This window comes from Helicobacter sp. 23-1044 (assembly GCF_053654695.1).
Genome location: NZ_JBSIUQ010000013.1, coordinates 32,691 through 46,529, shown reverse-complemented (window position 1 = coordinate 46,529; position 13,839 = coordinate 32,691). Strand labels below are relative to the sequence as shown.

The 13,839-nt window shown below is 37.3% G+C and carries 14 protein-coding genes; 10 read left to right on the top strand and 4 right to left on the bottom strand.

What is annotated here, in order from left to right; genetic code table 11:
* Positions 1 to 68: 68 nt before the first annotated feature.
* Both ACWIUD_RS10245 and ACWIUD_RS10240 read right to left on the bottom strand, forming a co-directional pair.
* A complete protein-coding gene (locus ACWIUD_RS10245; protein WP_454148818.1) occupies positions 69 to 353 on the bottom strand; it encodes a type II toxin-antitoxin system mRNA interferase toxin, RelE/StbE family in 285 nt (94 codons plus the stop codon).
* Positions 343 to 564 carry a hypothetical protein gene (locus tag ACWIUD_RS10240; protein WP_454148817.1) on the bottom strand — a complete coding sequence of 74 codons (222 nt, stop codon included), beginning with the start codon at positions 562 to 564 and terminating at the stop codon, positions 343 to 345. The genes ACWIUD_RS10245 and ACWIUD_RS10240 overlap by 11 nt, the downstream gene beginning before the upstream one ends.
* A gap of 152 nt (positions 565 to 716) precedes the next feature.
* Between ACWIUD_RS10240 and rpsO the strand changes: the two genes are divergently transcribed.
* From rpsO to ACWIUD_RS10210, 6 genes are all read left to right on the top strand, one after another.
* Entirely contained in the window at positions 717 to 992 is a 276-nt protein-coding gene (gene rpsO, locus ACWIUD_RS10235) for a 30S ribosomal protein S15 (protein ID WP_454148816.1), read from the top strand.
* 257 nt (positions 993 to 1,249) lie between these two features.
* The gene (locus tag ACWIUD_RS10230; RefSeq protein WP_454148815.1) at positions 1,250 to 1,489 is read left to right on the top strand and encodes a hypothetical protein; all 240 of its coding nucleotides are present in this window, start codon (positions 1,250 to 1,252) and stop codon (positions 1,487 to 1,489) included.
* Between the two features lie 350 nt (positions 1,490 to 1,839).
* The gene (locus tag ACWIUD_RS10225) at positions 1,840 to 2,334 is read left to right on the top strand and encodes a 3'-5' exonuclease (protein ID WP_454148814.1); all 495 of its coding nucleotides are present in this window, start codon (positions 1,840 to 1,842) and stop codon (positions 2,332 to 2,334) included.
* A 10-nt stretch (positions 2,335 to 2,344) separates the two neighbouring features.
* Positions 2,345 to 4,051 carry a hypothetical protein gene (locus tag ACWIUD_RS10220; RefSeq protein WP_454148813.1) on the top strand — a complete coding sequence of 569 codons (1,707 nt, stop codon included), beginning with the start codon at positions 2,345 to 2,347 and terminating at the stop codon, positions 4,049 to 4,051.
* Positions 4,044 to 5,399 (top strand): hypothetical protein, encoded by a 1,356-nt coding sequence (locus ACWIUD_RS10215; RefSeq protein WP_454148812.1) that lies wholly within the window; start codon positions 4,044 to 4,046, stop codon positions 5,397 to 5,399. Before ACWIUD_RS10220 ends, ACWIUD_RS10215 begins: the two co-directional genes overlap by 8 nt.
* Before the next feature lie 11 nt (positions 5,400 to 5,410).
* Positions 5,411 to 6,463, top strand: a complete 1,053-nt coding sequence (locus tag ACWIUD_RS10210; RefSeq protein WP_454148811.1) for a DUF1848 domain-containing protein — start codon at positions 5,411 to 5,413, stop codon at positions 6,461 to 6,463.
* Here ACWIUD_RS10210 and ACWIUD_RS10205 read toward each other — a convergent pair.
* A complete protein-coding gene (locus ACWIUD_RS10205) occupies positions 6,420 to 7,682 on the bottom strand; it encodes an RluA family pseudouridine synthase (RefSeq protein WP_454148810.1) in 1,263 nt (420 codons plus the stop codon). The genes ACWIUD_RS10210 and ACWIUD_RS10205 overlap by 44 nt on opposite strands.
* A complete protein-coding gene (locus ACWIUD_RS10200) occupies positions 7,682 to 8,899 on the bottom strand; it encodes a non-canonical purine NTP pyrophosphatase (protein WP_454148809.1) in 1,218 nt (405 codons plus the stop codon). Before ACWIUD_RS10200 ends, ACWIUD_RS10205 begins: the two co-directional genes overlap by 1 nt.
* Positions 8,900 to 8,984: 85 nt before the next feature.
* Between ACWIUD_RS10200 and ACWIUD_RS10195 the strand changes: the two genes are divergently transcribed.
* The 4 genes from ACWIUD_RS10195 (at position 8,985) to ACWIUD_RS10180 (ending at position 13,838) form a co-directional block, all read left to right on the top strand.
* A complete protein-coding gene (locus ACWIUD_RS10195; RefSeq protein ID WP_454148808.1) occupies positions 8,985 to 10,304 on the top strand; it encodes an MFS transporter in 1,320 nt (439 codons plus the stop codon).
* A gap of 202 nt (positions 10,305 to 10,506) precedes the next feature.
* A complete protein-coding gene (locus tag ACWIUD_RS10190) occupies positions 10,507 to 11,451 on the top strand; it encodes a chemotaxis protein CheW (RefSeq protein ID WP_454148807.1) in 945 nt (314 codons plus the stop codon).
* 20 nt (positions 11,452 to 11,471) lie between these two features.
* The gene (aspS, locus tag ACWIUD_RS10185) at positions 11,472 to 13,247 is read left to right on the top strand and encodes an aspartate--tRNA ligase (protein ID WP_454148806.1); all 1,776 of its coding nucleotides are present in this window, start codon (positions 11,472 to 11,474) and stop codon (positions 13,245 to 13,247) included.
* Between the two features lie 18 nt (positions 13,248 to 13,265).
* Entirely contained in the window at positions 13,266 to 13,838 is a 573-nt protein-coding gene (locus ACWIUD_RS10180) for an adenylate kinase (RefSeq protein ID WP_454148805.1), read from the top strand.
* The last annotated feature ends 1 nt before the right edge of the window (position 13,839 follow it).

Genomic DNA, 13,839 nt, shown 5'->3' with positions numbered 1-13,839 from the left:
CCTTAAATTTGTATTGTGAATCTAAAAACGCGGATTTTAGCGAAATTTTGCTTTTATTTTTAAAAAATTTATGAAGTTAATCCCAAATCGCTATGCGAGCCAATATCAAGCAAAATCAAAATAAGCAAATTATCGATTTTTTGATAAATAAGGCAAAGATTTGGGCGGATATGGCACTCTCTAAATGCGCTGTATGCGCCTTTCAGCTTGTGGTCTTTGTGCTTTGCGTCTAAAATCTCGTCATTTGCGAGTTTTTCTACGATACATTTAACATCTTGCAAGGTTTCATCGTCAAATTTTTTAATGGCTTTTTTGTATTTTTTGCCATAGTGAATCGTGTATTTAGTCGCCATTTAAAATATCTTTGTGCATTTGCTCTACATCCGTGTAGCCCTTTATTTTCCCAGCTTTATAATCTCGCACAATCGCGCTAACCTCATCTTCCCACTCTTTTAATATATCCTTATCGCTTTTTTTGACTTTTACCTTTGCGTCCATCGCTCTAAAAAGTGCTTTAAGCGCGGGTAAAAACTCAGCTTTTACATTTTCGGCAACTATTGTCATTTGTGGATTCCTTATATTTTAAAATGCGTGGATTTTACTATAAATTTATTAAATATTTTGCAAAATCTAAGCAAAATTAAAGGATTTTATAGTAAGATTCGCGCTTTTAATTTTATACCAAATTTTAATTATACCAATCACGGAGGTTTGAAATGGCTTTGGATTCGGCGAAAAAGAGTGAGATTATCTCAAAATTTGCGCGAGGTGGCAATGATACAGGCTCTAGCGAAGTGCAAATCGCACTTTTGACAGAGCGAATCACTAGCCTAACAGAGCATTTACGCGCAAACAAAAAAGACCACGCAAGTCGTTTGGGAATGCTAAAATTAGTCGGGCAAAGGCGCAGTCTGCTAAAATATCTCAAAAATACCGATTATGACAAATACGCACAGGTTATCAAAGAGCTAAATTTAAAAGATAAAATCTAAAAATACGCGTAGATTACGGGCAGATTCTGCGTTTTTGCAGAATCTAGCGCAGAATCTAATTAAGATTTGAAGTGCAGAATCTAGCACAATTTTTGCAAATTCGCAGAATCTGCGCTAGATTCTGCGATAAAGATTTTATAAAATTTAGCGTTCGTTAAATTTTAAAAGGTGGATTTGGCGTAAATTTTGAACTGATTTTTATTGTCAAAATAGCAAAAAATATAGTATAATCCGCATTTTTATTGCAAAGGATTTTGATGAGTGGTTATTATGTGCGATTGCCAAAGCTTACCGATTTAACACACCAACAACGCATTGCTGTAAATGATATAAAACCGATTTTTATTAGCGGACTAGCTGGGAGTGGCAAATCTGTGTGTTTGATATATCGCTATATAAATCGCCTAAAAAGTAGCAATGGCGATTCCCCCCCCCCCCCCATTTGCCTATATCACTTATACAAAAACATTAAAAGAATACACAAAGAGCGTTGTTAGGGGAGAAAATTTAAATACAAATGAGATTCATTGTGCTATAAGTTTTTGTGACAAAAATAAGCAAAATTACAAAGAAATCATCATTGATGAAGCGCAAGATTTAGAAATAGATTGGCTTACAACAATCAAAAATAAAGCAGAATCTTTAAGCGTAGGTGCGGATTTTAAACAACAAATCTACAAAAACAGAACCGAAAAAAAACGAACTTGAAAATTTACTCCAAACAAATAATCAATATGAACTTGAAGTTATTTTTAGAAGCACTTTTAATATTTTAAATTTTATCGTTAAAAATTGGCATCCAACGCTTTATACACCAGAGGAGCTTGAATCTTTAAAGCAAAGAAAGATGGGTAGCAAACCTACGCTTTGCATTGGCGTGGATTTTATCTTTGATATTATCAACGATAATGCAAATTCTACAAGCCATAATATTGCTATTTTATGTTATAGTCGAGCAAATGTTGAAAAATATCATAGGATTTTAAAGCAAAAGGATATAAAGCATTCTTATTACTATGCTTTGCTTGTTGATAATAATGGCAAATATGTTAATCCACAATTAAGCTCACTTCATATCACCACTTTTCATTCGGCAAAGGGTTTGGAATTTGATACTGTGATAATCCCAGACTTTGAAAACTATGAAAAATGCTTTGATAAGAAATATAAAAGCGAAACCTTAACACAACGAAAAGCCCTATATGTCGCTATGACAAGAGCAAAGGAAAATTTATATTTGGTTGCAAATACCAAGATAGATTTTTTAAAAGACAGCAATACTTATAAGATTGAAACTAGGCAAAATCCCATAATAGATATTGATGATGAAATCCCATTTTAAAGGATAGAGTATGCAAAAATTTTACTTTTCGATAAAGTCGGTGAATGTGGCGGATTATCTAAACAAAGCAATCATTGAAAACATTATCTTACGCAAAAAACCATTTTGCTTTGATAGCGACAATGTGTGTATAGGCGTTGCATTGAGCGAATCTGAAAAAGATAGCCTAAAATCACTAGAAAATGACTTTTTCTTATACGAATCTCCCTTGCCTTTATCGCGCACAGGGGCGATTATATTTGAAAACAAAGAGCAATTAGAGCAAACGATAGGCACGATAGAATTGCAAACGGCATTTGTTTTAAGAGATATGTGTGCAGTTAAAACATTAGAGAAATTTCATAATTTAGATATTAAAGCGCGCGAATCTAATATGGATAAATTAAAAGAATTTGATAGATATTTGGGTGCGATGGCATTTTTGCGCTATAAAGCAAATGGCGATGAAAATCTGCCCTGCGTTTTTGAATATTTGGATTATTTTTTGGGTAAATCGCAAATGCCTTTTAGAGAGTTTGAGAAAATCAAACCATTTTTAGAAGGCAAAATGCTAATAGATGATGTGCGACATTATGCAGATGAAAATAATCTTAAATATAAAGCGGACTTATTGGGGATGCCACTTAAACAAGATGATGAGTTGATGGATATTTTGGCACAGATTTCATATTATTGTGGCGATGAAGCAAGTAAAAAATTAAGCGATTTATTGCAAGTTGAGCCATATAGATTGCCTAGTGAAAATAAATTTTATTTCGCGCTTGGGTATTTTGTGGGATATAGCAACTTTGCCAAACAAGAATTAAATAAAAAAATCAAATTTGAATTTAATAAATTTGATTTGAGAATCATTGAAAACATATATAGCTTTGTTTGGACGCAGAATCCAAAAACGCAGAATCTGAATAAAGAAATTATTGATTTTATAAAAGATAGTAGTAGGGTTTTTAGTGAGCATCCTAATAATTTATCTATCTATTTACACGACAAAATAAGCGATTCGCAAAGCAAATACAAAGAACAATTAGAAAAGTTAAGCAATGAAATAAACGCCAAAATAGATTCGAATCACTTGCATTTGCAAGAAAAAAATAAAGAGTTAGATTTGAAAATCGATTCAAATCACTTGCAATTACAGGGCGAAATAAATGATTTGCAAAGCAAAGCAGAGAAATTGCAAATCGAAAATGAAAACCTTAAAAAAGAAATAGATTTAAATCATTTGCATTTGCAAGAGCAAAATAAAGAATTAGATTCGAAAATAGATTCGAAATATTTGCAATTACAAAATGAAAATAAAGCATTAAAAGAAACGCTGAAATTAGAAAACGAAACATTAAAAATTGAATTTACAGAAAAAACAGAAAATCTTAAAAAAGAATTAGATTCGAAGCATTCACAATCACAAAGCGAAATCAATAATTTACAAGAGAAAAATAAAGAGTTAGATTCTAAAATAGATTCAAACAACTTGCAATTATTAGACAAAATAAGCAAACTACAAGTTGAAAATACAAACCTTAAAAAAGAATTAGATTCAAATTACTTGCAATTACAAAATGACATAAAATTAAAATCCATTTTAAAAAGAGCATTTAAAGACTTAATCGAATCTATTAAAAGAGCATTCAAAAACTTAATTAAATACACCAAAAGAGCATTTAAAAATTCAATCGAATCTATCAAAAAAGCAATTAAAAAGCTAAAAAATGACTAAAATTTTAAGCGTCCTAAACGCCACTGCTACGCATAATTTGCAAGAATGCTACGAAGAGTTTGAAATTACAAGCAAAGTAGATTTAATGCAAAATAGAGAATCTTTAAGCAAATCTTTTGAAAATCTGCATAAAAATTTGGATTCTTTATACCGCAACGATGCGCATTTGATAGAACTTTTTGCGCGAATCTATTATGAAGTAAATTGCAAGTTTGAATTTAAGTGCATTTATGATTTTTTAAGACGACAAAATCACACAAACAAATGGTTAGATTTTGCTAAAAATGTCATCGACAATCCAAGCGAGTTTCGGGCGCATTTTGAAAATCTTGCAAATCTTTATGATGGGCAAAATATCAGTGATATAAACGAAGAATTTATCTATCTTTATCTAAAATATTTTGAAAAGTCCAATAATCAATCTTTATTGCAATCGTTGTGGCAAAATTGCGATGAAAAGTCGCATTTGGCGACTTATTTGGTGGAGATTTTGCAGAATCTACCAAATGATTATATCACCGCAAGAAATGCGCTATTACAAGCATTTGATAGCGAATCTAAAATCATCGCGCAAAATATCAAAATCACAATCGAATCTAGCGATTATGCGACTTCTTTAAGGCAGATTCGCCATATAAATTTTGATAAAATTTTAGATTATTGCAAGAAAAATAAAACTAAATGCGATTTGGGGCGTGGCAAAAAAATTTTGCAAAATCCAAATGAGCTAATTTGCTATTTAGGCATTTTTGGACTAATGCACCAAATAAAACTAAATGCAAGTTTTAAAACTCTATGCAATGCTGTGAATCTAAATGATAAAAATATCAATATCATCGATTATGGTTGCGGACAGGCTTTGGGTAGTTGCGTGTTTTTAGATTTTATAAACAATCACAATCTAAATGCCAAAATAAATCACATAATTCTCATAGAGCCTTCAAGTGTGGCGTTATCAAGGGGGATTTTACATTTAAATCTACTTGGCATTAGCGAAAATCAAATAAGGGCGTTTAATAAAGGCTTAGATGATATAAAAATAAGAGATTTAGAACTGATTGGGCAAAATATAACTTTACATATTTTTTCTAATGTGTTGGATTTGACGAATTTTAGGCTAGATAGAGCGTTTTATGATAAGATTTCAAGCGCAAATAAGGGGCAAAATATATTTATTTGCGTAAGTCCGCCTTATAATAATACGCAAGTAAGGTTAGATTTATTCTATCAACATTTCAAAGAAAACTACAATGCAGAGCTAATTTCGCACAATAAAAACGATATATTTGATAACAAATATCATCGCGCTATTAAGCGATATGAATATATATTTCAATGTAATTTATAAGGGAGAAAAATATGAGCGATAAACCTACTGAACCTATAATCATTTCAGCTTCACGCGCAACGGATATTGCAGGATTTTTTGGCGATTGGTTTGTGGATAAATGGCAAAAGGGCGAATGTAAATGGAAAAATCCATTTAAAGGCACTAATAGTGAGCGTGATACAATCTCTCTTAAAAAAGCTCGTGCGGTGGTGTTTTGGAGCAAGTATCCGCAAAACTTTTTCAAACATTTGGATTTTGTCAAAGAAAATATACCCATTTTTTATTTTCAATATACGCTAAATGATTATGATAAAAATATCGAGCAGAATCTGCCAAATCTAAATAAGCGTATAGAATGCTTTAAAAATTTAAGTGAGCAAATCGGCAAAGATAGGATTATTTGGCGTTTTGACCCGCTAATTTTAAGCGATGAAATATCGTTGCAAAATTTGCTTGAAAAGATAGAATTTATCGGCGATGAGCTAAAAAATCACACGGAAAAATTTGTATTTTCTTTTTTGGATATTTATGGTAAAACGGGGCGAAATATGCACAAAGCAGGTATAAAATACATAGAATGGAATGCTGAATCGATGAATGAATTTGCACAAAAATTAAGCGAACTTAAAAGTAAAAAAGGCTGGAATTTTACGATTAGCACTTGCGCTGAAAAGATAGATTTGGCTAAACATAACATTACTCACAATAAATGTATAGACGATGATTTGATTTTAAAGTTACTTAAACAAAAAATAGAAAAGCAAGGCGATTTTGTAAAAGATTGTGATAAAGAGCTTTTAGATTATCTTGGGTGGGAATATGATACGAATCCTAACAATCAAAAAGAGCAGAGTTTTCCTGAATTTCAAAATCAAGACGAAAAATTTAAGAAAATCTCCAAAAAAAATACAAAAGACAAAGGGCAACGCAAAGAATGCGGGTGCATTGCAAGCAAAGACATAGGCGCGTATAACACTTGCCCCTTTGGGTGCGTGTATTGCTATGCAAATGATAATTTAGAGACACCAAAGGCAAATTTTAAAAATCACAATCCACAAAATGCGAGTTTGGAGGCAAACTAAATGGCATTTTTGAGCGAATAAAAAATTCGTTGTTTTGATAGCAAAAGCGCAGACTTTGGGCGTGGAGCATTAGGCGATTTGCCCCAAAGATTTGCGTTCGCGCTTCGCCGTTGATTTTGCCATCCAAAAAATCCCGCGCATTTTTGTCATCCACGCCATAAAGCATCTCGCCTACGATTCTATGCCCGATATGCGCCAAATGAGCGCGAATCTGATGTGTGCGCCCTGTGAGTGGCATAATCTTTAAATGCGTGATATTTCGCGCCGAATCGTAATGCAGAATTTTTATCGCGCTTTGGGCGAATCTGCCGTTTTTGTCAATGCAAGTGCGAATGCCTAAATCCACGCCTTTTTGCCCGTCTTTGAGTGGCAAATTTATGATAAAATCTGCATCTTGTGGGCAATTTGGTCTTGGGTATTCATTTGAATTATTTTCGCATAAAACTGCGCTCGATGGACGAATCAGTCCTATCTTGCTTGTTTCACGCGAAAATAATCCAAAGCAACACCGCAATCTCTTCGATTGTTTATTTTTCGCATTAGATTCTGCGTTAATTTCGTCATTGCGAGATTCGGCGATAGCCGAATCGTGGCAATCTATGTTAGATTCTGCGTTTTTTGTGCGATTCGCAGAATCTAATTCATTATAATTTGCAAATTTTACATTGTTAATATTTTGCGGATTCAACCCACCCCCTAAATCCCCCTCCGCAAGGGAGGGGGAGAATTTAGATTTTTCAACTCGCCCAAAAACCACTGCAAGATAGTTTTTTTCAACTTCGCGCATTTCAAAATGTCGCTTTAAAATCACTTCGCTTTTTTTGTTTTTTGACACTATCACAAGTCCGCTAGTCTCGCTATCAAGGCGATTTATGGGATTTGCATTTGCGCCCAAATGAAAGCGAATACTATCAAGCAAACTTGCGTGAGAAAATCGCCCCTTTGGGTGCGTAAGAAGTCCCGCAGGTTTGTCAAACACCGCAAAATCCGCCGTTTCAAAAATGGGCTTTAACTCTGTCGCCTCCGCCCTAAAATGATTTACAATAATTTCGCTACTCAAAAATCCCGCTTTTTGGCTAAATATCGCACCATTGCATTCAACTCTGCCTTTGTCAATCATCTTTTGCGCTTCTTTGTGCGTGATTTTTAGCGTTTGTTGCAAAAAGATTGTCGCCTTTTTGGGCGAATCAAGCGTGAATTTTTCGCGGATAAAGGGCATTATTTTAATAATAGTCGCATTAAATCTAGCGCGTTTCTGCGGTGTGAGAGCGCGTTTTTGACTTCGCTTGGGAGTTCGGCAAGTGTTTTGTCAAAGCCATTTGGGACAAAAATTGGGTCATAGCCAAAGCCGTTTTGTCCGCGAATCTCGGTTATGACTTTGCCATTTAAAAAGCCGTGAGTGGTAAGTGCGATTGTCTCTTTGCTGTCATTGCTAGATTCTGCGATTTTGATGTGATTCGCAGAATCTGCGAGTTTTTTCGTCATTGCGAGATTTTGCGTAGCAAAATCGTGGCAATCTATGTTAGATTCTGCGATTTTCGTTTGATTCGCAGAATCTAGCGCAGAATCTGCAACATTTTCGCCATTTTTTAAATCAGTTTCGCTAGTTTTTTCTCGCAAAAAGGGCTGCACCCCCCTCCCGCTCCCCCCGACTTCATTTAAATTGTGTTCCCAAAAAGCAGCCGCTTTTTCGCTTTTAGGGGGAGTGCCTCGCTTTTCCGCTTCTAGCAAAAAATCGGCACTCGCACTACTGCTCGTTTGAAACCGATTTTTTGCACCACGAAGCGGGCGAGTTTTGGGTGCTTCGCACGATTGATTTTTAAATATTTCACAACACGCTACGCACGATACAAATTTCGCCCTTGATTCACTTAAATTTCGTGCTTTTAGCTCGTTAATCAATCGCGCAATATTTTCACTATCGCTTGAATCTACCCACCCCCTAACCCCCTCCGCAAGGGAGGGGGAAATCTTGGAATTGCCCTTCGTAAGGGAGGGGGAACAAACTGATTTGCCATCCACAAGGGAGGGGAAAAGTTTGAAATCGCCATCCAAAATGGAGGGGGAAAGTTTGGAATTGCCCTCCGCAAAGGCGTGGAAATCCATAAAATTTTTTGGCAAATTCGCAAATCGTGCCGAAAAAATATTTGGCATTCCGTGTAGCGCATCCACGCAAATCCCGCTATCCTCTGCCATCAAAACCACTTTTTTCTCCCCAAATTCGCGCAAAATCGCAGAATCTAAATGCGCCAAATTTATCATTTTTTTGTGTAGCGCACTTACTTTTAGCACCGCATTTTCCGCGAAACTGCTTCCATTTTCCACCACCTCAAAAGCATCCATAAACTCCGTATAAATCCGCACTTCCGCATCCGCAAAAATCGCTTTAATCTCCCGTGCCTTGTGCAAATTTCCGCTAAAAAATATGATTATCATAAGTTAATCCCAAAAATTCAAAAATTTTTGTAAAATTATGCCCCAAAAATTCATAAAATTTCACATTAAAATTTAAGGTTTGCCAATGTTTAAAATCACCGCTTCGCTCTCAATCATCGCCGCACTGCGCTTTTTTGGACTTTTTGTCGTAATGCCGACTTTGGCACTTTTTGTGCAGGATTTTGGCGTAAATAGCGCGAGTGTCATAGGCATCGCAATTAGCGCGTATGCGGTTAGTCAAATCATCTTTCAAGTGCCATTTGGCATTTTGGGAGATAAGTTTCAAAAGCGCGCGGTGATTACCTTTGGACTTTTGATTTTTGCGGTGGGCTCGATAATCTGCGCCTTTGCTACGAGTATTGAAATGCTGATTTTTGGGCGGATTTTGCAAGGTGCAGGGGCGATTGGAAGCGTGATTAGCGCAAATATCACGGATTTGATTAGCGAAGAGAAGCGTGGCGGGGCGATGGCGTTTATGGGCGTTTGCATTTTTATAAGTTTTATTGTTGCGATGATTTTAGGAAGTGCGCTTGGTGCGCGGTATGGGACGGACAAGCTATTTTTGCTAACGGCGTTTTTATCGCTAATTGCCATTATTCCGCTTTGGGTGCTCGTGCCAAAAAGTCCTAATTTACGCTACTCTACACCAAAAAGCAATCATTTTGCCCTGCTTTGCGATAAAAACTTGGCATTGCTAAATGTTAGTATCGCAGTGCAGAAGTTTTTGATGAGTTTTGCCTTTGTGATTATCCCTGTGATGCTTATTTCGCACTTTGGAATGGATAAAAATGACATTTGGAAAGTGTTTAGTTTAAGCGCGGTGCTGGGACTTTTCGCACTGCCACCAAGTATGATAATCGCAGAAAAAAAGAAGCTGCCAAAGGAAGTTTTGCTTTTTTCAATCGCGCTTTTTGGCGTGGCATTTGCACTGATTGGCATTGGCGATGGTGGAAAGTCGCTTTTTACCTACGCAGTGGGGGTTGTGGCGTTTTTTTGTGCGTTTTGTATCTCTGAGCCGATTTTGCAGAATCTCGCTTCAAAATACCCCAAAATCCAAGATAAAAGCGTCTCGCTAGGCATTTTTACGACTTTTGGATATTTGGGTTCGTTTTTGGGCGGAGTTTTGGGCGGATTTATCATCGATAAATTTAATTTTGTGCTTGTAATTTGGGTGGTAATAATAGCGATTGCGCTGTGGTTTGTGGCGTTTTTGGCACTAAAAAATCCAAAAAATTCGCAGAATCTCTATGTGAAAATCTCATCGCAGATAAAATCAATCGCCGAAATCAACGCAATGCAGGGCGTTTTGGAAAGTTATGTGAATGAAAATGAAAATTTACTCATTGTGAAATTTGATAATACGATAATTAAAAAAGAGGCGTTAGAGGGGGCGATTTTGCGGTAGATTCTGCGAATTAGATTCTGCGCTAAATTCGTCATTGCGAGACTTGCTTGCAAGTCGTGGCAATCTAGATTCTGCGATTTTCACATATTTTTCGCAGAATCTGCGCTCATTTATTTACATTAAAAAAAATATTGTATAATGCCAAATTTTATTTTTAGATTTTTGCAAAAATTCTCAAAAATTTCTCAACACGGGGGCGATGGTGCTAAAAGAAATAGCCAAAACGACAGAATTACATTTGATGAACGAAGTGCAGTTTTTGTGCTTTTTGCTTGAAAACGAGGGCGAATTATACGCGACAAATGTCTTTAAAGTGCGCGAAGTGGTGCATTACACGGACACTCTCACAAAAACAGAGGGCGAGGATAATGATGTGGTGCTTGGATTTATCACAATGCGGGGCGAATCTATACCATTGCTTGATTTGCGTAGGTGGCTGTATTTTGACCCGAAGGATAAATTAAAGGATTTGCACGATTTTGCGGTGGATTCAGAGCAGTATCTCATAATAATTTGCGATTTTAGTGGCTACACCGTGGGCTTGCGGATACATTCGGTAAAGCGAATCATTCAGCGAAGCTGGGATGAAGTCGTCACAGGCAGTGAATACGGCTTCCAAAAGGATGGCAAAGTCGTGGCGACTACGAAATTTGATGATGGCAAAATCGTGCAGATTTTAGATGTGGAGAAAATGTTAGGCGAGATTTTCCCTATGGTGCGCGACCAAGAGAGCCTTGATATGCAGACAATCACGCGCATTGATAGCAATAAAATTGTCCTTTTGGCAGAAGATTCTAGCTCGGTGACAAAGTCTATGCAGCTTTTGCTTGAAAAGCTAGGACTGCGCTATTATTCATTCCCAAATGGCAAAGAATTGCTAAATTATCTCCGCAATGAGCGAAGTTTAGATACCATCGGTGCGATTATCACGGACTTAGAAATGCCTGTGGTAAGTGGCTTTGAGGTGTTAAAGCAAATCAAAGAGAGCGATGAATACAAGCATTTGCCCGTGATTGTGAATACTTCGATGAGTAGCGAGTCAAATATCTCTCTTGCAAAGTCGCTAAAAGCGGACGCATTTTTAACAAAACTAAAACCTGTGGAGTTAGAGTTTGAACTGCGTCAAGCACTTGGCGTCCCACTTTAAATTCAATAAAAAGGCGGATTATGCGGACAAAATTATGTGGCGAAGTTAGCGAAAATGACATTGGCAAAGAAGTGCGCCTTTGTGGGTGGTGCAACTCATATCGCAATCACGGAGGCGTGGTGTTTATTGACTTGCGCGATTTTAGCGGTGTCGTGCAATTAGTTTTTGATTTAAATTGCAAGGATTATGAGAGTGCTGGGGGCATTAGAGATGAATTTGTGCTATCCATTAGTGGCAAAGTCCGCGCACGGGGCGCAGGATTAGAAAATCCAAAGCTAAAAACGGGCAAAGTTGAAGTTGTAGTGGAGCAACTCACAATCGAAAACAAAAGCAAAACGCCACCAATCGAAATAGGCGCAGAATCTACAAGCGAAGAGTTAAAGCTAAAATATCGCTATTTGGATTTGCGCTCTCAAAAAAATTACGACACTTTCGCGCTTCGCTCTAAAATAGCCATAAAAACGCGCACTAGTTTAGAATCTATGGGCTTTTTAGAAGTCGAAACGCCCATTTTGACAAAGGCAACACCAGAGGGCGCAAGGGATTTTTTAGTCCCTAGTAGAATCTACAATGGCGAGTTTTTCGCGCTCCCGCAAAGTCCGCAGCTTTTTAAGCAACTTTTGATGATGAGCGGATTTGATAGATATTTTCAAATCGCAAAATGCTTCCGCGATGAGGATTTGCGCGCAGATAGGCAACCTGAATTTACGCAAATTGACATTGAGATGAGTTTTTGCGATGAAAATGCCGTGATAGAAGTCGCTGAGAAACTTTTGAGCGATATTTTTGGCGCGTGTGGGCATAAGATTAAGACGCCATTTCCACGAATGGATTACAACGAAGCGATGGAGAAATATGGTAGCGATAAGCCAGACTTGCGATTCGCACTCCCGCTTTGCGATGTGGGCGAGTTTTTTAGCGATTCAACTAATGAGATTTTTAAAAATATCGCAGGTGATTTGAAAAAAAATCGATTCAAAGCACTAAAAATCCCAAATGGGAACAATATTTTTACGCGCAAAATGTTAGATGAAATGGAGGATTTTGTCCGCAAATTTGGCGCAAAAGGTTTGGCATATATTCAAGTTAGACAGGGAGATTCGCAAGTGCGAAGTGAAAATGGCGCGCTAGAAATAAAGGGTCCCCTAATGAAATTTGTTGCCGAATCTAAGCGCGAATCTTTTAAAAAAGCATTAGATTTAAAGGACGGCGATTTGGTGTTTTTTGGCGCGGGTGAGGCAAAAATCGTGTTGGATTATATGGGACGATTGCGCCTAAAATGTGCTGAGATTATGAAACTAATCGATAAAGATGAGCTAAATTTCCTTTGGGTGGTGGATTTTCCTATGTTTGAGTTTGATGATGGGCGATATTACGCGCTTCATCACCCTTTCACAATGCCAAAAGGGCTTGAATCTGGCAATCCGTTAGAGATGACAAGTCGCGCCTATGATGTCGTGCTAAATGGCTTTGAGTTGGGTGGTGGGAGCATTAGGATTCACAAAAATGAGATTCAGCAAAAAGTCTTTGAGATTTTAGGCATTAGTGAGAGTGAGGCGAAAAATAAATTTGGCTTTTTGCTTGAAGCATTGCAATATGGTGCGCCACCGCACGGAGGCATTGCGATTGGCTTTGATAGGCTAATAATGCTACTTACCAAACAGCCTAGCATTCGCGATGTCATCGCATTTCCCAAAACGCAAAAGGCGATTTGTCCGCTAACAAGCGCACCTAGTAGCGTCCCTGATGAGCAGTTAAAAGAGTTAGGCATAAGAGTGCGAGAAAAAGCAAAATAAAAAACGGAGGTAAAAAATATGAAAAAATTGTTTCTAATAATCGGTGCGCCGGGCTCTGGCAAAACCACAGATGCGCAAATCATCGCGCAAAATAATGGCGATTTTATAAAGCATTATTCTACGGGCGATTTGTTGCGCGAAGAAGTAGCAAAAGAGACGCCACTTGGCAAAACGATTGACAAATACACTTCAAAGGGCAATTTAGTCCCGCTTGAAATTGTCGTAGATACGATTGTAAATGCGCTGAAAAATTCGCCCAAAGATACGATTCTAATTGATGGCTATCCGCGCTCTGTGGAGCAAATGGAGGCATTAGACAAAGTGCTAAAAGCGCAAAGTGAAATTGCGCTAGTAAGCGTTATCGAAGTTGTGGTTAGCGAATCGGTGGCGTTTGATAGGGTTATCGGTAGGGCGCGTGGGAGCGATGATAATGCGGAGGTTTTCAAAAATCGTATGAAGGTGTATTTAGAGCCACTAGCGCAAATAAAGGCGTTTTATGAAAATCTTGGCATTTTAAAGCAAATCAATGGTGAGCGCACAATCGATGAGATTGTCGCGGAAATGGAAGCGTTTATCAAAAGTAAGGCGTGAG